This window comes from Corynebacterium glaucum (assembly GCF_002287505.1).
Lineage (GTDB): Bacteria > Actinomycetota > Actinomycetes > Mycobacteriales > Mycobacteriaceae > Corynebacterium > Corynebacterium glaucum.
This window is the reverse complement of sequence record NZ_CP019688.1, coordinates 1,652,606-1,672,779: the sequence shown is the minus strand read 5'-3', so window position 1 is coordinate 1,672,779 and position 20,174 is coordinate 1,652,606. Positions and strand designations below refer to the sequence as shown.

Below are 20,174 nucleotides of genomic sequence, written 5' to 3'. Positions count from 1 at the left end.
CTAGTCTCTAGGGGCGATGCCTTTAGATACTTCGTCTCCAACCCCCACCACCCGCTCGCCGAAGGCGATCGGAGCTGGTGCGGGGTTGCTTGCATTTGGGCTGGTACTCGGGCTGCTCGCCGGTGTGCTTTGGGGCTTTCTTCACCCGACGTACGTCATCGAGATCACCGATGGCACCGCGATGATCAACGCTGAGGCGAGTGATGAGAGCGCGGAATTCACCGCCATCGGCTGGCTCACCATCTTGAGCGCGGTTGTTGGTGCAGCACTCGCGCTCGTCGCTTGGTTCAAAACCGGCGGCGGGGGAATCGGCACACTGATCTGGGTGATGGCTGTCGCGGCTGCAGCGGCTTTCACGATTGTTGCCACCGGCCAGGTGGTCGCCCAGGCGTTGCACGACGTGCCCCCAGATCACGCAACAAGCGGGACGTTCACGGTTGCCCCGGCCGTGAACCCGCACGTGGCCTGGTTGGTGGCGCCGTTTGTCTCGGCACTGCTGTATTGGATGCTGAACTTCTTCGCACTGTCCGCCGAGCGATCGAGAAGGGGCGGGGCCTCGCGCTAGGACGTCGGCGGCCAGTCCACCACCGAGGCCCCTTCAGCCTGCGTGGTGATGTGGTCGATGGCGCTCAACCCCGACAGGAGCGAGGAGATGACGAACTCGTCGATCTGCGCGTCCGTCATTCCCTCGGTGACCAGGCACGTGGTTTCGGCGTGGACCTGGATGATGCCTTCGGTTTCGTGGAGATAGACGCTGAGTTGCGTGCTGGATTGGTTGACCTCGTTGCAGGCGAGCCACAGCGGGAGAAACGCTGTTTCAGCGTTCTGGTTTGAGTTCCACATCGCGGCCACCCGGGAGAAACCGGCGGTTTCCAAGGTGATGGCAAACGGCACGCCGTTGGCGCCGGTCGCAATGACGTCGTCGGCTTTTGTGTACGCGAAGTCCAACCCGTTGAGTACGCGCTGCAGGTCCAGCAGCGAGACCTCGGAAATGGTGCCCTCGCCGCCCTGGAAGTAGTCCGGCGCCGAGTACACGTCGCGCCGCTCCCCGGCCGGGAGGTGCATATGCGACGGGTGGCGCCCCACCAGGGTGGTGTGGTCGAGGGAACGCAGCAGCGTCGGGGGCAGGGGAGCGTCGAACTCAATCGGTATGAACTGAGCGCGGAGCTGGGTGAAAAATGACGCGGCGTGCTCGAAGCCGTCGATAAGCGAAGCGATGAGCTGCGAGTCCGACAAACCGTGACGGATGAGCATGCCGTGGCGCATGCGCACGCTGAAATCGCCGGAATCGGTGAGTCGGTAGGAAGCCACCGCGCCGAGCTCCTCGTGGTTCCAATGGTTTAGGAAGGTAGCTAACGCGCGGCCGTGGTCGAACGCGACGGGCACGCGGTCGGTGAAATCGATGACTAGGGTCAGCGGGCGCTCGTAGTCAATCCAGACCGCGGCGGTGTAGGCGGGAAGGCCGACCACCAGCCTGTCGGGGCGCGCAAGGGGCTCCAGCCCGATACCTTCAATCGCGGCGGCGACGCGCTGCAAGGTGACTTCGGTGACGGGCTCGCGGGCGCCGGCGGCGTGTGCCGGCTTGCTGTGCTTGCCCATGGTGTGTGACCCCTTGTCCTGCGATTGTTGCCACTGTTTGTCGAGTCTATACCCGTTCCGGTGCGGCGATGACCGGGGAATACAATGACGCTTATGCTCAACGTGACCGACCTGCGGGGCACAACCCCGACCACAGCTGAACTGCGCCGGGTGCTGCCGCGCGGTGGCACTGACGTGAATTCGGTGCTTCCTACCGTAGGCCCAATCGTGGAGGCCGTTCGCGAACACGGCGCCGAGAAAGCCTTGGAATACGGTGAGCAGTTTGACCGGATTCGCCCGGCGACTGTGCGCGTCCCCGGCGACATCATCGATAAGGCTGAGCGCGAGCTGGATCCGGCGCTGCGCGAGGCGCTGATGGAGGCGATCGCGCGCATCCGGAAGGTGCACGCGGAGCAGAAGCCCGCCGCGCACACCACCACGCTGGGCCCGGGGGCGACTGTGACCGAGACGTTCATTCCCGTGGCGCGCGTCGGCCTTTACGTGCCCGGCGGCAAGGCTGTGTACCCGTCGAGCGTGCTCATGAACGTGATTCCGGCGCAGGAAGCCGGCGCGTCTTCCATGGTGGTGTGCACCCCGCCGCAGGAGGAATTCGGCGGCTGGCCGCACCCGACGATCCTGGCCGCGTGCAAGCTGCTGGGTGTCGACGAGGTGTGGGCAGTCGGCGGCGCGCAAGCCGTTGCGCTCATGGCCTACGGCGACGATGCGTACGAGCTCGAGCCGGTGGACATGATCACCGGCCCCGGCAACATCTTCGTCGCAGCCGCGAAGCGCCTGGTCAACGGCGTGGTTGGCATCGACGCTGAGGCAGGCCCGTCCGAGATCGCGATCATCGCCGACGACTCCGCCAACCCGGAATTCGTCGCGCTCGACCTGATCTCCCAGGCTGAGCACGACGAGAACGCAGCGAGCGTGCTCATTACCGCTTCGTCGCAGCTTGCCGAGGCGGTTGAAAGGGCCGTCGATAAGCGTGCTGCGCAAACGCTCAACGCGGAGCGTGCGGCGTCGGCGCTCGGGGGCTCGCAGTCGGGCATTGTGCTTGTCGACGACCTGGAGCACGCAATCCTGGTTGCCAACGCGTATGCCGCGGAGCACCTGGAGGTGCACACGCGCGACGCCCGGGCTGTGGCAGAACGCATTACGAATGCAGGCGCGATCTTTGTCGGGGACTACTCGCCGGTGCCGCTGGGGGATTACGCGGCCGGATCGAACCATGTGCTGCCGACGTCGGGAACGGCGCGGTTCAATGCGGGGCTGTCTACGCACACCTTTTTGAAGCCGGTGAACTTGATCGAGTACGACCGCGCGGCGCTGGAAGAGATCGGCGGGCACATCATTGCGCTCGCGGCTGACGAGCAACTGCCGGCGCACGGCGAAGCGATCGCGGCACGGATGGAGCAGAAATGAACGACCTAAAGCTAGAGCAGCTGCCGCTGCGCGACGAGCTGCGCGGCAAGTCCGCGTACGGCGCGCCCCAGCTCGAGGTGCCGGTGGCGCTGAACACCAACGAGAATCCGTACCCGCCGTCGCAGGAGCTGATCGATGACTTGGTGGAGGCCGTGACCAAGGTTGCCTCCGCCCTGAACCGCTACCCAGAGCGCGACGCGGTGGAGCTGCGCGATGCGTTGGCGGAGTACGTCAGCGGCCAGACCGGTGTGGCCGTGACCCGCGACAACGTGTGGGCGGCGAACGGGTCGAACGAGATCCTGCAGCAACTGCTCCAGGCGTTCGGCGGGCCGGGACGCAGCGCGATGGGCTTCGTGCCCAGCTACTCCATGCACCCGATTTTGAGCTCGGGTACTCAGACTGAGTTCATTGCCGTGGAGCGCGGGGCCGATTTCCGGATTGACGTGGACCGCGCGGTTGAGGCGATTGGCGAACACCGCCCTGACGTGGTGTTTGTGACCTCGCCGAACAACCCGACGGGTGATGTCACCGCATTGGAGGACATCGCTCGCATCATCGAGGCCGCTCCTGGCATTGTGATCGTGGACGAGGCCTACGGCGAGTTTTCTCCCTCCGCGTCGGCGTGCACGCTGCTGGAGACCTATCCGGCGAAGCTCGTGGTCTCGCGCACTATGAGCAAGGCCTTCGACTTCGCCGGCGGACGCCTGGGCTACTTCGTGGCTGCGCCCGCGTTCATCGAAGCGGTGATGCTGGTGCGCCTGCCGTACCACCTCTCCGTGCTCTCCCAGGCCGCGGCGATCGTGGCGCTGCGTCACGCCGGCGAGACTCTGGGCAACGTGGACAAGCTCGCCAGCGAGCGTGAGCGTGTCCAAGCCGAACTGGTCGCAATGGGCTACGATGTCGTGCCGAGTGAGTCCAACTTCCTGTTTTTCGGCCACTTCGACGACTCGCACACTGCGTGGCAGCAGTTCCTGGACCGCGGGGTGCTCATCCGAGACGTCGGCGTGTCTGGAAGGCTGCGGGTGACCATCGGACTGGACTCGGAAAACGACGCGTTTTTGGCAGCGGCGAAGGAGGTCATCAATGGCTGAGCTTGACTCGGATAATGGTGCAGCACGGATCGGGCGCGCGCAGCGCACCACGAGCGAATCCAACATCTCTGTGGAGATCAACCTCGACGGCACCGGCAAGGTCGATGTTTCGACCGGCTTGCCGTTCTTCGACCACATGCTCACCGCCTTTGGCACCCACGGTGCGTTCGATCTGACCGTGCACGCCGACGGCGATACTGAGATCGACGCGCACCACACGGTGGAGGACACCGCCATCGTGCTCGGCTGGGCGCTCGCAGACGCGATCGGGGACAAGGCCGGAATCCGCCGCTTTGGCTCCATGCTGCTGCCAATGGACGAGACTCTGGTGGAAGCCGTGGTCGACTTCTCCGGCCGCCCCTACTTCGTGATGAACGGCGAGCCCGAGCACATGACCTGGCAGATCATCGGCGGCCACTACGCCACCGTGATCAACCGCCACTTCTTTGAGACGCTCGCGTACAACTCGCGCACCACGTTGCACGTCAATGTGCGCTACGGGCGCGACCCGCACCACATCACCGAGGCCGAGTACAAGGCCGTCGCCCGCGCAATCCGCGAAGCCGTGAGCCACGACGACAAGCTCACCGGCGTTCCGTCGACGAAGGGAGCGCTCTAACCCGGTATGGCTGGATTCGGCTGGGCGGCACGTTCACGGGCACCACTGTCTCCCGCGGAGATCGATTCGCTCACGAGCGTGTGGCGGGCCCGCGGTTTAGTCCCGGTGTTGATCGCAGTTGGAGCCGCGTTTGGGGCGTGGTCGCTACTGCTGCCAGTGGTACCGACCGCGGTCATCGATGCCGGGCAAAGCGAGACGCTTGCGGGCCTGAGCACGGGCGTGTTCATGCTGGCAACTGTGATCACGCAGGTGTTCACGCCGTGGCTTCTTCGCACCATCGGCTACCGCGCGGTGATAGCTGTCTCAGCACTTTTGCTCGGCGGTCCGACGTTCGGGTACATGCTGGGCATGGATCCGACACCGCTCTTGACAGTCAGCGCCATCCGCGGCATCGGTTTCGGTGCGCTGTCCGTCGCCGAGGCGGCGATCATTGCGGAGCTTGTGCCATTGCGGCTGCTCGGAAGCGCGACTGGTGCGCTCGGCCTTGTGGTTGGGGCCGCCCAGATGATTGCGCTTCCCTCGGGTCTCGCGCTAGTCGGAATCGTAGGATACGACGCGGTATACGCCATCGGCGGCGGCATTGGTTTGGTCGCGCTTGTGGCCACCATGTTGATTCCGGGGATTCCGACACCCGACGAGGACGAGCAGACACAAGCCAGTGCGGTGCGGGCCCCAACATGGCATCTGGTGCTCGTGCCTGCGCTCGCGCTCATGTTTGTCACTACCGCCTACGGAGCGATCACGAACTTTCTGCCGGCATCGATGCGCGATCTCGATCCGGTGTACGGTGCGGCCCTGGCCGGTGTGATGCTCGGCGTAATGAACTTCGCGGCGATGATTTCGCGCTACTTCGCAGGCCGGGTCATGGACCGCAAGGGGCAGCCAGGCAGCGTGCTCATCCCGTTCCAGATCGCCGCCGCTGCAGGTGTGCTCATGATGTCGATCATTCTCTTCCTTGAGCTGCCGGTGTGGACCATGACCATCGCGGCACTGTTTTACGGTGCGGGTTTCGGCGCTGTGCAAAACGAGTCGTTGACGATGATGTTCTACCGGTTGCCACGGTCGAAGGCATCGCGAGCGTCCGCGATCTGGAACATCGCGTTTGACGGTGGTACGGGGCTGGGCTCCACGTTCTACGGCGCGGTGCTGACCACCATGGTGTTTGCGCCGATGTTCGGTCTGGCCAGCGCCGTCATTCTGCTGGGCCTGGTAGTGACTCTGCTCGATCGCCAACTGGGACGTCACCGGGTAGTGGAAGTGAACAACCTCGCAGTGCGAATGCGCTCGGTGCAGCCCCCGATCCGGTACCGCCGCGGCGAGCCCCGCACCGATCGTTAGCGTTTCGGGCTAGTAGTTGTGCGGGGGCCGCTACACTCACACACCATGAGTACTCAACCCCGCGTGGCATTGCTCGATTACGGCGCCGGCAACCTTCGCTCGGCGCAACGCGCAATCGAACGCGTCGGTGCGAACGTCGAGGTCACCCAGGATCCCCACCTGGCAGTTGAAGCCGACGGCTTGGTGGTGCCTGGAGTCGGTGCCTTCCCGGCATGCATGCGCGGACTCAAGGCGGTTGGCGGGCCGCGCATTGTCGGGCAGCGTTTGGCCGGGAGCCGTCCGGTCTTGGGGATCTGCGTGGGGCTGCAGGTCATGTTTGAGCGCGGGGTGGAGCACGGCGTGGATACTCCTGGTCTGGGCGAGTGGGACGGAGTCGTCGATAAGCTCGAAGCTCCCGTGCTGCCGCACATGGGCTGGAACACTGTGGACATCCACCCTGAGAGCGAGATGTTTGCCGGTCTTGATGCGGAGACCCGCTTTTACTTTGTGCACTCCTACGGGGTGCGTAAGTTCGCAATGGAGGAAGACGAGTTCATTGCGTACCCAAAGGTGAGCTGGGCGACGCACGGGCCGAGCAGGTTTGTCGCCGCGGTGGAGAACGGCCCGTTGTGGGCTACGCAGTTCCACCCGGAGAAGTCCGGCGACGCGGGCCTTGCGCTGCTGGAGAACTGGGTGAAGACGCTGGCGTAGCCGGTTACCATGAAGCGCATGAAGTTTGAACTGCTGCCAGCCGTTGATGTTGTGAACGGGCAAGCCGTCCGCCTCGATCAGGGGGAGGCCGGGACCGAGAAGGTGTACGGCACACCACTCGAGGCGGCGCTGGAGTGGCAGGCTCAAGGCGCGCAGTGGCTGCACTTCGTGGATTTGGACGCGGCGTTCGGTCGCGGCTCGAACCACGAGCTGATGGCGGAAATCACCGGCAAGCTCGACATTGCGGTGGAGCTCACCGGGGGCATTCGTGACGACGAATCTTTGGAACGCGCTCTCGCTACCGGCGCGCGCCGGGTGAACATCGGCACGGCGGCGCTGCAGAACCCGGAGTGGATGGAATCGGTGATCGCGCGTTATGGCGATAAGGTGGCCATCGACATCGCGGTGCGCGAGGAGGACGGTACTTGGCGCACGAAGGGCAACGGCTGGACCTCGGACGGCGGGGACCTGTGGGAGGTGCTCGAGCGTTTCGACGCCGCGGGGTGCGCCCGCTTCGTGGTCACCGACGTGAGCAAGGACGGCACACTCGAGGGGCCGAACGTGGACTTGCTGCGGGATGTGTCGGCGGCGACCGATGCGCAGGTGACCGCGTCTGGTGGCATCGCGACGCTTGACGACGTGGTGGAGTTGTCGCGCTACGCCGACGAGGGCATCGATTCCGCGATCATCGGCAAGGCGCTCTATGAACGCCGCTTCACCCTGCGCGAGGCGCTGGACGCGGTGGCGGAGTAGTATGCCACACCCTGAAGAGCTCGAGCGCTACACGCGTGCCGCCGTCGACGCGGTGGCGCGTGCGCGCGAGCACTTTGTCTCCGAACTCGGTGCGGCCCCTGCGCTGCGCAAGGGCCCGGGAGACTTCGCCACCGATGCGGATCTTGCGATCGAAGCGATGCTGCGCGAGGACTTGGAACTCGCGACCGGCATCGGCGTGTACGGCGAGGAGCGCGGCGGCGAGTTCAACCCGGATGCGTGCTGGGTGCTCGATCCGATCGACGGCACCTCCAACTACTCGTCGGGCAACCCGAATAGTGCGATCCTGGTCTCGCTGATCCTGGACGGTGAACCGGTGGTGGCCTTCACGGATATCCCGCTGCTCAACCTCCACGTGCACGCGGTCGCTGGTGGGCCGGTGGTCTGCAACGGTGAGGCGCTGCCGCCAGTGGGGCAGGAGTCTGCCGCTGCGGCGCAGGTCGGTATCGGCTCCGTCGGCTCGGATGACCGCCGCCGTTTTCCCGCCTCGCAGCGTCTTGCGCTCATCGGTGCGCTGGCCGAGACTGATTTACGTCCGCGCATCTCCGGTTCGGTCGGGGTGGACCTCGCCTTCGTTGCGTTGGGGATCTACCAGGCGGCGGTGAGCTTCTCCCCGTACATCTGGGACAACGCTGCGGGTGTCTTGCTCGCACGCTGCGCCGGCGCGGTGGTCACGGACACCGAGGGCAACCCGTGGACCGTCAACTCCACCGGCGCGATCGTGGGCACCCCGGAAGCGCACGCAACCGCGCTGAGTACCATGTTGCAGGTACAGCAACCGCGCTTGTGAGACGCGCGGGCGAACGCAACCGAAAGGGTAAGCCGTGGCCGTCGCCGTAAGAATCATTCCGTGCCTGGACGTGGATAACGGGCGTGTGGTCAAGGGCGTCAACTTTGAGAACCTTCGCGACGCGGGCGATCCGGTTGAGCTGGCAAAGCGTTACGGCGAGGAAGGTGCAGACGAGCTGACCTTCCTCGATGTCACCGCCTCGAAGGAGGGGCGCGGCACGATGCTCGAGGTGGTGCGCCAAACCGCCGAGCAGGTCTTCATCCCGCTCACCGTCGGCGGCGGAGTGCGCTCAGCCGACGATGTCCGCGAGCTGCTGCGCGCCGGCGCGGACAAGGTCAGCGTCAACACCGCCGCGATCTCGCGACCGCAGCTGCTGCGCGAGCTGGCAGACGAGTTCGGAGCACAGTGCATCGTCCTTTCCGTCGACGCTCGCCGCGTGCCCGAAGGCGCAACCCCGCAACCCAGCGGCTTCGAGGTGACCACCCACGGCGGCACCCGTTCCGCCGGCATCGACGCGATCGAGTGGGCCCGCACCGGCGAAGACCTAGGTGTCGGCGAGATCCTGCTTAACTCCATGGACGGCGACGGCACGAAGTCCGGCTTCGACCTTGAACTGATCCGCCTTGTGCGCGACGCGGTCTCCATCCCCGTCATCGCCTCCGGCGGAGCCGGCAGCGCCGAGCACTTCCCGCCGGCCGTCGACGCGGGCGCGGACGCGGTGCTCGCCGCATCCATCTTCCACTTCGGCGAGGTCACCATCGCCGAGGCGAAAACGGCACTCGCAAACGCCGGTCACGAGGTGCGCTAGATGCAGCCAGGTGACTACAAGCTCGACCCAGCAATCGCCGCGCGCCTCAAGCGCAACGACCAGGGTCTCGTTCCCGCAATTGTGCAGGCCGCCAGCACCGGTGAGGTCCTCATGATGGCCTGGATGGACGATCACGCCCTTGCCCACACCCTGGCCACCCGCCGCGGCACTTACTACTCGCGTTCGCGCGACGAGTACTGGATTAAGGGCGAGACCTCCGGCAACGTCCAGCACGTCGAAGCAGTGGCGCTCGACTGCGACGGCGACACCCTGCTTGTCACCGTCACCCAAACCGGCGGCGCCTGCCATACGGGCGCGCGCACCTGCTTCGACGAGGATGTGTTGCTTCCGTGACCCAGGCCGTCGACAAGGGTTTGAGCCGCACCGGCGCCGCGCTCATCGGCCTCGGTGCCGCGCTGCTGTGGATCGCCTCGCGCTTGACCTGGGTTTCCGCAGGCTACACCGATGAGCTCAGCGGCAACGGCACCGTCTCGCTGCCAGGCGCAGACTGGTCGCTCGAGACCACAGCAGTCGCCTTATTGCTTCTGGTCGGCATGATTGGAGCGTTTGCTTTACGACGCCTTGGCCGCCGCATCGTCGGCACCGTCAGCGCCATCGCCGCCGCGGCGGTTGCCATCTCGCCCCTCCAATTGCTCATCCGGGGAGCGGATCCAGAACGCGTGCATGCGATCTTGACTTCCCGCTCCGAGGCAGTCGCTTCGACCAACGTCGGCGACACGATCGGGCAGTGGGCGGAGATCACCGCCGTCGACGTGCCCAGCACCGGGCCCATGGTAGCGGTGCTTGGGTGCTTACTCGCACTGACAGGCGGGATTGTGGCAGCTCTGCGCCCGGGCGCCGACGCCCCGAAACAGAACAAGTACGAGAAGGAGGCGGTGCGCCGCGAGCACCTCCGAGAGGACATGGAGACCAAGCCGGATTCGGGCCGCGTGATGTGGGACGCGCTCGATGCGGACATCGATCCGACGGATTACTCGACCGATACCAAAGGGTGATTTCGTGATGTCGCAGCCCGCGAACTACCCTGAAACTAAGTAGAGGTTCGTCCGACACGTGAAGCGAGGTGGTCATGCTTGCCCCGAGCGCGGCGAACGAGGTCGTCTCCGGCGTGCTGCGAGACGTCGCCAAGCGTGAAGCTCTCGTGTCTTTCCAGGACATCAAAGCGCGGTCGCGCGCCATGGCACCCACCCGCGATGCCCGAGCCGCACTACTGCGCAACGGCTGCAGTGTCATCGCCGAGATCAAGCTGAACTCCCCGGTCTATGGTCCCACCGGTGTGGAACGCCGCGACATCGCGGATGTCGCCCGCGCGATCGAAGAGGGTGGGGCTCACCTCATCGCTTGCCAGACGGAGCGCTTGCGTTTCGACGGCTCGCTCAACGACATGGCCGAGGCCCGCGACGCAGTCGAGCTGCCGATGGTGTGCCGCGACGTGATCGTGGACCCGTACCAAATCCACGAAGCCCGCTGCTACGGCGCGGATGCTGTGCCGCTGCAGGTGGGAATCTTGGAGCAAGCGAGGCTCTGCGCGCTTTTAGACCGCGCGGAGTCGCTAGGCATGGTCGTAATGGCGGAGGTGCGCACGCCGGAAGAAGCGGACCGAGCGCTTGCCGCAGGGGCGAGTGTGGTCGCGGTGAACTCCTGGACCTTCGACACCAACGATCTGCAGCGCGGCGCCTTCGCCGAAATCGTGCCCGGGTTACCCAGCGAGGTCATCAAGATTTCGCTCGGAGGTGTGCGCGGAGTGCGCGACCTGATCGACGCCGCGTCGTGCGGTGCCGATGCTGTCCTCGCCGCTGAGGCCATCATGAGCGGCGAGGACATTTTTGCGGCTACTCGTAAGCTGGCCGCAGCAGGCCAGCACCCCTCCTGCCCGTCTCGTCGCTAGGTCTGAGCCTCACTCAGCCCGAGAGCCAAGATTGGCGTAGGGCATACTGTTGGGCGTGGAAACCATGATCCTGGCCAACATTCCGTCGCCGCCGCAAGGCGTCTGGTACCTCGGGCCCGTGCCCATTCGTGCCTACGCGCTGTGCATCATCGCAGGCATCATCGTCGGGATGCGAATCGGGATGCGCCGCTACGCAGCCCGCGGCGGCAACCCGGAAACCGTGCTGGACGCGGCGATCGTGTGCATTCCCGCCGGCATTATCGGCGGCCGGTTGTATCACGTGATCACGGATTACGACAAGTACTTCGGCGAGGGCAAGAACCCCTGGCAGGCGTTCAACATCTCCGCCGGAGGACTCGGGATTTGGGGTGCAGTCGCGCTCGGCGCGCTCGCACTGTGGGGGCTGATGCGCTACAAGCAGCTGCCGTTCTTCCCGCTCGCTGACGCCCTGGCGCCTGGAGTGATCCTCGCGCAAGGCATCGGGCGGTTGGGCAACTGGTTCAACCAAGAGCTCTACGGCGCACCGACGGACGTGCCGTGGGCACTCGATCTGTACTACCGCGTGGACGAGGCGGGCAACTACGCGCCGATCACCGGTATCTCCACCGGCGAGGTGATCGCCAGCGTCCACCCGACGTTCCTCTACGAGCTGATCTGGAACGTCCTCATCTTCTTTGTGCTGATCTGGGCAGACAAGAAGTTCCGACTCGGCCACGGCCGTGTGATGTGGCTGTACGTCGCCGGCTACACCTTCGGCCGCTTCTTCATCGAGCTCATGCGCACCGACGAGGCGAACACGATCCTCGGACTGCGGGTGAACACTTGGGTATCCGGAATCATGTTCATCGTGGGCCTGATTCTGTTCCTTCGGGCACCGAAGGGGAGGGAGACCCCGGCGGAAGTCGACCCCGGTTTTTACCGGGAACAGCACCCAGAGGAGTTGGCTGAGAGCACGCAGTCCACGGCAACGGGGAGCACTTCGGCCACGCGCCACGAGCGTGAAAATCGGTATGGTGGGCGAGTGGAAGACGGGCCGCACGCGCGGGACTAAAGCTTCGTAACTGCGCTACTTTATCCGCGCTAGGTCTGTGGAAACCGCCGACAGGAATTAGGTTTAAACGACGTGGATAGACGAACAAAGATCGTATGTACGCTTGGCCCGGCAGTGGCCAATAAGGATGCAATTCTGGGACTTGTTCGCGACGGCATGGACGTTGCCCGTCTGAACTTCTCCCACGGTGACTACCCCGACCACGAGCAAAACTACCGCTGGGTGCGCGAGGCCACGGATGAAACCGGCCACGCCGTCGGCATCCTGGCTGACCTGCAGGGCCCGAAGATTCGTCTTGGCCGCTTTGAGGGCGACGGCAAGACGGTTTGGGAGACCGGGGAGGTTGTCCGCATCACCGTCGACGACGTCGAGGGCACGCACGAACGCGTTTCCACGACGTACAAGAACCTGGCCCAGGATGCGAAGCCGGGCGATCGCTTGCTTGTCGACGATGGCAAGGTCGGCCTCGTCTGCCTCGAAGTCGACGGCAACGATGTTGTCTGCGAGGTGACCGAAGGTGGGCCCGTTTCCAACAACAAGGGTGTGTCCCTTCCGGGCATGAACATTTCGGTTCCGGCGCTGAGCGAGAAGGACAAGGAAGACCTCCGCTTCGCGCTGCGTCTCGGCGTCGACATGATCGCGCTCTCCTTTGTGCGCTCTCCGTCTGATGTGGACCTGGTCCACGAGATCATGGACGAGGTCGGCCGCCGCGTTCCGGTGATCGCGAAGTTGGAGAAACCGGAAGCCGTCGACGCACTCGAGTCGATCGTGCTCGCTTTCGACGCGGTCATGGTTGCTCGCGGTGACCTGGGTGTGGAGATACCGCTTGAGCAGGTGCCGCTGGTGCAAAAGCGTGTGATTCAGATTGCGCGTGAGAACGCCAAACCGGTGATCGTCGCAACGCAAATGCTCGACTCGATGATCGAGAACTCCCGCCCAACTCGTGCTGAAGCTTCCGACGTGGCGAATGCGGTTCTCGATGGTGCGGACGCGGTGATGCTGTCCGGTGAGACCTCGGTGGGTGTGGACCCGCACAATGTGGTGCGCACCATGGCTCGCATCGTGCGTTCTGCGGAGACGATGGGCTCCGTGCCGCCGCTCAACCACATTCCGCGCACCAAGCGCGGCGTGGTCTCGTACTCCGCGAACGACATTGCTACCCGCCTGAACGCGAAGGCGATTGTCACCTTCACCACCTCGGGTGACACCGCGCGTCGTGTTGCGCGCCTGCACCCGGATCTGCCGCTGTTGGTCTTCACCCCGGTGCAGCAGGTGCGCTCGCAGCTGGCCGTGACGTGGGGCGTAGAGACCTTCCTGTGCCCGGACGTGTATTCCACAGATGACATGATCCGCACCGTGGATGAGCAGCTGCTCGCGGTGGATAAGTACAACCCGGGCGACACCATGGTGGTTGTCGCCGGTACCCCGCCAGGGGTCTCCGGCACGACGAACACGATTCACGTGCACCAGCTCGGTGAGGACACCCGGAACCCGCAGTAGTGCGAGCAGAGTTGTTCTAGCACCCAAAAAGGCCGGATCAGGTGTGCACCGGCCTTATCCCGACCCCGTGCTAGCGGGAGAGCTCTAGGGGGGAGGCGCTACCCTCGGTGGGCATGGCTGACATTGAGATTCGCGATGCCCACCTTCACAACCTGCGCAACGTCGACGTAGACATCCCGCGCGGGCAGCTCGTGGCGGTGACCGGAGTCTCCGGCTCGGGCAAGTCCTCGCTGGCATTCGGCACCATCCACGGGGAGGGGCAGCGGCGCTACCTAGAATCGGTAGCGCCATTCGCACGCCGCCTCATCGGGTCTGCGGTGGACCCGCAGGTCGGCTCAGTTGAGGGCCTCCCGCCGACCGTCGCTTTGGAGCAGTCCACCTCAGGCGGCGGAGCACGCTCCACGGTGGGCACCGTCTCCGCGCTGTCCAACAGCATCCGCCTGCTGTACTCGCGCTCCGGCGAGAACCCGAAGGGACTCTACTCCGACTCGTTTTCACCCAACACACCCGAGGGCATGTGCCCGACGTGCCAGGGTACGGGCGTGGTGCACGAGCCGACGGAGCAATCCATGGTGCCGGATCCGACCCTGTCCATCGAAGATGGTGCAATCCAAGCGTGGCCGGGAGCCTGGGCAGGCAAGAACTTCCACGACATCCTGCAGACGCTGGGCTACGACCTCGACACCCCCTGGCAGGACCTACCGGAAAAGGACCGGGAGTGGATCCTGTTCACCGACGAACGCCCCGTGGTCACCGTCAAACCCCTGCGCGGTGCGGACCAGATTCAGCGAAACTACCAGGGCACATGGCGCTCGGTGGCCTCGTATCTAACCAATACACTCGCCGAAACCCAGTCCGACACGCTGCGCAAACGCGTGCTGTCCTACATGGAATCGCGAGTGTGCGAGACCTGCAACGGCCGGCGCCTCAACCCCGAGGCGCTCAAGGTCACCTATGCGGGCATGCCTATCGACGAGCTCGGCGCCCTGCCTCTGGACCGCGTTCACGAGACCCTTGCCGCGCAAAAGCCTCAGGCGGGTTCCGCCGAGGACCTGCTGCTCAAACAGATCCTCCCGGCATTGCAATCTGCACTTGACCTGGGTCTTGCACACCTGAGCTTGGATCGTCCCGCACCGACACTGTCCGCGGGTGAGCTGCAGCGCATCCGCCTGTCCGCCCAACTCCGTTCCGGCCTGTTCGGGGTGGCATACGTGCTGGACGAGCCCTCCGCCGGCCTGCACCCAGCTGAGCGTGGCGCGGTGCTGGACATCTGCCGGCGCTTCATCGACGCCGGTAACTCGGTGTTCCTGGTCGAGCACGACATGGAACTCGTTGCGCAGACTGACTGGCTTGTCGACGTCGGCCCGCTCGCCGGTGAACGCGGCGGCGAGGTTGTCTACTCCGGACCGACCAGCGACTACACCGGCGACGCGCCCACCGCGACGGCGCTGGCCAACCGTACCTTGACGCTGAACGACGCCCCACGCTCCGCCACCGGCACCCTGACGCTTTCCGGGGTGGAAGCCCGTTCCATCAGCGGCTTGGACGTTGAGTTTGGGCTCGGGCAGTTCACCGCTGTGGCCGGTGTGTCCGGCTCCGGCAAATCCACGTTGGTCAGCACCGTGCTCGCTGGTGTGCTGCGCGAGGCTGCCTCTGCAGTCGTGGATGAGGACAACGACGAGGCCGAGTCGGAGGCGATAGCGGGGGATAACGGATGGGCCGTCGATAAGCGCGAGGGCTTCGACGCTGTCAGCCGAGTCGTGCAGATCACCCAGAAGCCGATCGGACGTACCCCGCGCTCGACGCTGGCCACGTACACGGGGCTGTTCGACGGTGTGCGCAAACTCTTCGCGGACACCACCGAGGCGAAGCAGCGTAAGTGGAGCGTGTCGCGGTTCTCCTACAACGTGAAGCAGGGGCAGTGCCCGACCTGCGGCGGCGCCGGCAAGATCGAGGTGGAGCTGGTGTTCTTGCCCGGGTCCTACACCACCTGCCCGGATTGCCACGGTGCTCGCTACAACGACGAGACACTCGAAGTCACCTGGGAGGGCCTGAACATCGCCGAGGTTCTCGAGCTGACCGTCGACGAAGCCGCAGGCGTGTTCGCCGACGAGCCGAGGATCCGCCGCGCTGTGGAGACCCTCCAAGCAGTCGGACTGGGGTATCTGCGGCTCGGGCAAGGTGCTCCGGAGCTCTCCGGCGGCGAGGCGCAGCGCATCAAGCTAGCGACTGAGTTGCAGCGCTCCCGCAACTCGCGCCGAGGTCACACCGTCTACCTCCTCGACGAGCCCACCACCGGTCTCCACCCTGCGGACGTGGCGTTGCTGGTCAAGGAGCTCAACAGTCTCGTCGATGCAGGCCAGACCGTGATCGTAGTTGAGCACGACCTCTCAGTAATCGCGCAGGCGGACCGCGTCATCGAGATGGGTCCCGGCGCCGGAAACGACGGCGGGCAAGTGGTCGCCGAAGGCACTCCGGCACAACTCGCCGAGTGCGACACCGCGACCGGACAGGTGCTTGCGCAGCGGGCGGGGTAGCTCCAGCCACTGAGGGGGTCGCATCCCCCTGAGAAAAACCTGATTGATAGGGTTGTGCGATAGTTTCGTGCGGTGTACAACATGAGTATGCGCCTTCCACAGCTTCCGCTCCCTATCGAGCAGATCATTGCCGGCATCGTCGGCCTGCTCACCGTGATTGGGCTCATTGTCGGCTTGAACGCCGGCACTGGGTCGGGTTCCTCCGATAAGTCGTCCTCCACCGCCACCACCGTCACCTCGACTCCGGTCACCTCCACTACGCCAACCACCGAGCCTGGCACTGGAACCGGTCCCGCATCGCGCGACTCCGACATCACTCCGAACCGCTCGATCAAGCAAGCTCAAGAGACCGCGTGGTCGAAGTGGGAAAAGGTCGAAGGTAGCAACGCCGTGCGTATCTTCTACACCACCGGCACTCCGGAATGCTACGGCCAATACGCCGATGTTGAAGAGACCGATACCGAGGTGAAGGTACGCCTCTACTCGGGTGCCCTGCCTAACGCGCCGGAAGCCTGCATCGCCATTGCCCTCGAAGGCAGCATGGTCGTGCCGCTCAAGGCACCGTTGGGTGACCGCAAGGTTGTCCAGGTAGCTAAGCCGTAGTTACACTCTCAAACCCCTCCCACCACCAGGCCTGCCAGTCGGCAGCGTCCGGGTGCGCGGGAGGGGTTACCGTTTGCTCACCCGCGCGCAGTTCGCTCACCGGGCTCACACCATGCAGGGAGTTCAAAAACCACAGCGGAGCACTCGCACACAGTTCCAAAGAGAGCTTTTGCTTGACGACGCCTAGGCCCAACGCCCTCGCCCGCTCCGCCACCTGCGCAAGGGTGATGCTGGGCAGCCACACGCCGTCGGGAGCAACCAGCGCGTCGTCAACCCACGCGACCAGCGCGCCGGTGGTGGTCTCCAGAAGCGAGCCGTCGGCGTCGGTGATCACCGTGTCATCGGTGCCCGCAACCTGATGGCGTTCCCGGTATGTGGCGAGTGCTGGGAAGTCGGGGCCTTTCACCAGCGGCTGCGTGCGGGGATCTGCGGTGTCGGTAGCGGCGCGGACATACGTTAGGGTTGTGTGGGTGCGTGCGGTGGGTGCAACGCGAACGTCGACAAGCAATTGCCCCTGACTGAGTGCGATGCGGGGGAAGAGCTCGAGCGATGGGTCGAGCACACCCAACAGAGCGTCGAGGAAGCCTCGGGGGAGCGGGCCGGCGGTGGCTTCGAAGCGCGCGATGTGTTCCGCGAGGCCGTGGGCGCGGCCGCGGGAGTGCCGCCAAGAGTCGGCGACGGTGAACGTTCCCTGGGTGGAGTCGCACGCGACGAGCCCGCCGTCGGCCCAACGGTAGCTACGCATTGCCCGACCACGCACCCAGGACTGCCTGCGCCTTCAGGTTCCTCTCAGCGAGCTCTGCGTCAGGATCCGAGTCCAGCACGATCGCGCCGCCCGCGCCGACGGTGAGCTTCTCACCGGTGCGCACCGCCGTGCGGATCACCACGCTTAAGTCAGCCTGACCGTCGAAGCCGAGGTAGCCCAGCGCACCCGAGTACACGCCACGCGGACCGGTCTCGAGCGCGTCGATGATCTCGCAGGTGCGCAGCTTCGGCGCGCCCGTCATCGACCCCGGCGGAAATGCCGCGCGCAGCAGATCCACTAGGCCAGCATCGTTGCGCAGCGTCCCGGTCACCGTGGACACCAGCTGGTGCACCGTGGCATAGGTCTCCACCGCCATCAGCTTCGGCACTTCAACCGTGCCGGGCACGCACACCCGCGACAGGTCGTTGCGCAGCAGGTCCACGATCATTAGGTTCTCCGCGCGCGTCTTCGGGTCGCTGGTCAAAAGCGCCGGGTCCTGATCCCGCGCGATCGTGCCCTTAATCGGCTTCGCCTCAACCACCCCATCGCGCACGGTGAGGAATCGCTCCGGCGACGCACTCAGCACTTCCACCTCGCCGAAGCACAGGTGCGCGGCGTACGGCGCGGGATTGTGCGCGCGCAGCGCCGGGTAAAGCTCGCCGCTCGCCTCCGCCTCGTAGGTGTCAGTCAGGCAAACCTCGTAGCTCTCGCCCGCATGCAAACTCTCCTGGGCTTGCTCGATCCGGTCGAGGTAACCGTCGGTTCGCCAGGAGCCATTGCTTATCGACGCCCCCTTGAACCCATCATCCACACCCTCCAGCGCCCTCTCCAGCCGGGCGAGCAGTCGCGCGGTTTCTTCCGTCGGCGTGCCTTCGTGCAGGCAGCAGAGGTGCGCGACGTGTTCTTGATGGTCGATGACGATCCAGGACTGCGGCCGCACGAAGTACGCGTCTGGGGTTTCGGCGTGGTGGCGCGAGGTGTACGGCAGCGTCAGCTGCGCGCATTCGTAGCCCAGGTATCCCACGAGCCCGCCAGTGAACGGCAGGTCTGGCGGGTTGGCGATGCCCGCGTCGAGTTCCTGTTCCAACGCGGTGAGAATGTCCGGATCGTCGCCGAGGCGGTAGGGGATGACGCGGCTGAGCGACCCTGTGGCGTCGCCGATGATGGAGTACCGCCCGCGCGCATCCGCAGAGTCGAGCCAAAACGCGTGGTTCCCGTTGGCCCGAAGTGCGTTGAAGGTGTGCTGCGGGTTCAAGAGGGCGTCGATAAGCACATGCTCGATGTGCCACCGTGCTCCCAGGAAGTTTCTGATGAGCTGCTCACCGTGCTGGGTGAGGATTGATTCCGGGTGGAACTGCACGCCCCAGTGCGGTCGGTCGTCGACTTTGAGGGCCTGGATGATGCCGTCTTCGCTGCGTGCGTGGACGGTGATGCCGGGGACTTCGGTGATGTGCAGCGAGTGGTAGCGCACGGCGTCGAAATTTTGGGGCAGGCCCGCGAAGATGCCTTCGCCGGAGTGGGTGATCTGGCTGACGAAGCCGTGGCGCGGTTGCGGGGCGCGGGTGACGCGGCTGCCTGCGAGCGCAGCGAGGCCCTGGTGGCCGAGGCAGACGCCGAGTAGCGGGATGCTGGCGGCGGCTTCGATTACGCGGCGGGAGCCGGCGAAGTCCGCGTCGTTCTCCGGCGTGCCGGGGCCGGGGGAGATGACGATGTGGCTGAACTCGCCGGCTGTGATGCGTGCTCGGAGGTTGAGTGCATCGACCTCGGTGGCGGCGACGACGAGTGGTTCGTTGCCCGACGCCTTCGCGATGAGGTGGGCGAGGTTGAACGTGTACGAGTCGTTGTTGTCAACGAGGAGGATCTTTTGGCGACGCGTCGCACCCTCGGGCATGGTCACAGAGGCAGCGTAGCGTACGGGTGTTAACGAGTTGCCGGTGCGCTTCCCGTCGTGCGACCGGAAAAGTCATCGATGACGACGTTGACCTGACGACCGTCTCGCGGCTTGTCGAAAAAGACGTCCTCGTATCCGACGGTGGTGATTGGATGGCACTGTACGTACTTGGGGCGCGGGTGATCGACCACGCGCAGGTGGATGTCGACGCGTGACGCGGTCTCCTTGACGGTGACCTTGGGGCGGAAGCAAATCGGATTCCCGGTGGCATACTCCAGATCGACGCGGAATGAGGAATCAAAATCTTCTACTTCAAAGTTCGCTCTGAAGTCCTCCGGCGCGGCGACGAGGCCACCGATACCCACTTCTTCGATGTAGAGAGGGCGTTTGCCAAGCGGCCGCGAAAGGTTGACGGTTTGGGTGGTGCCTACGCCTTCTTTGGTGCAGTGACCTATCTCGCCCCTTCTGTGATACCGAGTTCCGTAACGAATAGTGACGTCCTCTTCAGACTCCTCCAATTCGGTAAACGGCTCGTGGCAGTTTGCGTTACCCGTGGTGAAGGAAAGCTCGACAGTGGAATCGTTGGGCATTCGCAGGTCGAGATCACCCCTCATCAGGCCGTAGCCGAGACGATGACCGATGTCTCCACCGATAGAGGATCCAGGTTCGGCTGATCGATCCGAGGAGTGCTGGGTGGGGAGTGCGATCGCGGTCGCTACGCCGATGAGCACCGTCAATACAGCGAGGATTGCGCCAGCATGGCGCTGCGCGAGCGAGACGAGTTCAGAAATTTTCACAAATGCAGCGTAGCCCGGGCGCGCTCGCCCC

The 20,174-nt window shown here is 64.8% G+C and carries 20 protein-coding genes; 16 read left to right on the top strand and 4 right to left on the bottom strand.

Annotation, left to right across the window (positions count from 1 at the left end; genetic code table 11):
• Positions 1–16: 16 nt before the first annotated feature.
• The gene (locus tag CGLAU_RS08145) at positions 17–565 is read left to right on the top strand and encodes a hypothetical protein (protein ID WP_157731299.1); all 549 of its coding nucleotides are present in this window, start codon (positions 17–19) and stop codon (positions 563–565) included.
• Here CGLAU_RS08145 and CGLAU_RS08140 read toward each other — a convergent pair.
• Positions 562–1,599, bottom strand: coding sequence for a YbjN domain-containing protein (locus CGLAU_RS08140; RefSeq protein WP_095660262.1), 1,038 nt, complete (start codon positions 1,597–1,599; stop codon positions 562–564). The genes CGLAU_RS08145 and CGLAU_RS08140 overlap by 4 nt on opposite strands.
• Before the next feature lie 93 nt (positions 1,600–1,692).
• Between CGLAU_RS08140 and hisD the strand changes: the two genes are divergently transcribed.
• The 15 genes from hisD (at position 1,693) to CGLAU_RS08065 (ending at position 16,710) form a co-directional block, all read left to right on the top strand.
• Complete coding sequence (hisD, locus tag CGLAU_RS08135) at positions 1,693–3,003, top strand: histidinol dehydrogenase (protein ID WP_095660261.1); 1,311 nt, start codon at positions 1,693–1,695, stop codon at positions 3,001–3,003.
• Entirely contained in the window at positions 3,000–4,094 is a 1,095-nt protein-coding gene (locus CGLAU_RS08130; protein ID WP_095660260.1) for a histidinol-phosphate transaminase, read from the top strand. The genes hisD and CGLAU_RS08130 overlap by 4 nt, the downstream gene beginning before the upstream one ends.
• On the top strand, positions 4,087–4,713 hold the full coding sequence (gene hisB / locus CGLAU_RS08125) for an imidazoleglycerol-phosphate dehydratase HisB (protein WP_095660259.1): 627 nt from the start codon (positions 4,087–4,089) through the stop codon (positions 4,711–4,713). Before CGLAU_RS08130 ends, hisB begins: the two co-directional genes overlap by 8 nt.
• 6 nt (positions 4,714–4,719) lie before the next feature.
• A complete protein-coding gene (locus tag CGLAU_RS08120) occupies positions 4,720–6,051 on the top strand; it encodes an MFS transporter (protein WP_095660258.1) in 1,332 nt (443 codons plus the stop codon).
• A gap of 45 nt (positions 6,052–6,096) precedes the next feature.
• Complete coding sequence (hisH, locus tag CGLAU_RS08115; protein WP_095660257.1) at positions 6,097–6,741, top strand: imidazole glycerol phosphate synthase subunit HisH; 645 nt, start codon at positions 6,097–6,099, stop codon at positions 6,739–6,741.
• Positions 6,742–6,759: 18 nt separating this feature from the next.
• Positions 6,760–7,494, top strand: a complete 735-nt coding sequence (priA, locus tag CGLAU_RS08110; protein WP_095661127.1) for a bifunctional 1-(5-phosphoribosyl)-5-((5-phosphoribosylamino)methylideneamino)imidazole-4-carboxamide isomerase/phosphoribosylanthranilate isomerase PriA — start codon at positions 6,760–6,762, stop codon at positions 7,492–7,494.
• Between the two features lies 1 nt (position 7,495).
• Positions 7,496–8,302 carry an inositol monophosphatase family protein gene (locus CGLAU_RS08105; protein ID WP_095660256.1) on the top strand — a complete coding sequence of 269 codons (807 nt, stop codon included), beginning with the start codon at positions 7,496–7,498 and terminating at the stop codon, positions 8,300–8,302.
• 34 nt (positions 8,303–8,336) lie between these two features.
• Entirely contained in the window at positions 8,337–9,110 is a 774-nt protein-coding gene (gene hisF / locus CGLAU_RS08100) for an imidazole glycerol phosphate synthase subunit HisF (RefSeq protein WP_095660255.1), read from the top strand.
• Positions 9,111–9,464: a phosphoribosyl-AMP cyclohydrolase gene (gene hisI, locus CGLAU_RS08095; RefSeq protein WP_095660254.1), complete on the top strand. Its 354-nt coding sequence runs from the start codon at positions 9,111–9,113 to the stop codon at positions 9,462–9,464.
• Complete coding sequence (locus CGLAU_RS08090) at positions 9,461–10,126, top strand: TIGR02234 family membrane protein (protein WP_232507083.1); 666 nt, start codon at positions 9,461–9,463, stop codon at positions 10,124–10,126. Before hisI ends, CGLAU_RS08090 begins: the two co-directional genes overlap by 4 nt.
• Positions 10,127–10,200: 74 nt before the next feature.
• Positions 10,201–11,019 (top strand): indole-3-glycerol phosphate synthase TrpC, encoded by an 819-nt coding sequence (locus tag CGLAU_RS08085; RefSeq protein ID WP_095660253.1) that lies wholly within the window; start codon positions 10,201–10,203, stop codon positions 11,017–11,019.
• A 55-nt stretch (positions 11,020–11,074) separates the two neighbouring features.
• Positions 11,075–12,070, top strand: a complete 996-nt coding sequence (lgt, locus tag CGLAU_RS08080) for a prolipoprotein diacylglyceryl transferase (RefSeq protein ID WP_095661125.1) — start codon at positions 11,075–11,077, stop codon at positions 12,068–12,070.
• A 72-nt stretch (positions 12,071–12,142) separates the two neighbouring features.
• The gene (gene pyk / locus CGLAU_RS08075; protein WP_095660252.1) at positions 12,143–13,570 is read left to right on the top strand and encodes a pyruvate kinase; all 1,428 of its coding nucleotides are present in this window, start codon (positions 12,143–12,145) and stop codon (positions 13,568–13,570) included.
• Between the two features lie 113 nt (positions 13,571–13,683).
• The gene (locus tag CGLAU_RS08070) at positions 13,684–16,107 is read left to right on the top strand and encodes an excinuclease ABC subunit UvrA (protein WP_095660251.1); all 2,424 of its coding nucleotides are present in this window, start codon (positions 13,684–13,686) and stop codon (positions 16,105–16,107) included.
• Positions 16,108–16,188: 81 nt separating this feature from the next.
• Positions 16,189–16,710: a hypothetical protein gene (locus tag CGLAU_RS08065; RefSeq protein WP_157731297.1), complete on the top strand. Its 522-nt coding sequence runs from the start codon at positions 16,189–16,191 to the stop codon at positions 16,708–16,710.
• Here the strand turns inward: CGLAU_RS08065 and CGLAU_RS08060 are convergent.
• From CGLAU_RS08060 to CGLAU_RS08050, 3 genes are read right to left on the bottom strand one after another with little or no spacing between them, the layout of a single operon-like run.
• A complete protein-coding gene (locus CGLAU_RS08060; RefSeq protein ID WP_095660249.1) occupies positions 16,700–17,455 on the bottom strand; it encodes an aminotransferase class IV in 756 nt (251 codons plus the stop codon). The two genes, CGLAU_RS08065 and CGLAU_RS08060, sit on opposite strands and share 11 nt — an antisense overlap.
• Positions 17,448–19,346, bottom strand: a complete 1,899-nt coding sequence (locus CGLAU_RS08055) for a chorismate-binding protein (RefSeq protein WP_095661124.1) — start codon at positions 19,344–19,346, stop codon at positions 17,448–17,450. Before CGLAU_RS08055 ends, CGLAU_RS08060 begins: the two co-directional genes overlap by 8 nt.
• Before the next feature lie 29 nt (positions 19,347–19,375).
• Complete coding sequence (locus tag CGLAU_RS08050; RefSeq protein WP_095660248.1) at positions 19,376–20,143, bottom strand: hypothetical protein; 768 nt, start codon at positions 20,141–20,143, stop codon at positions 19,376–19,378.
• Positions 20,144–20,174 lie beyond the last annotated feature (31 nt).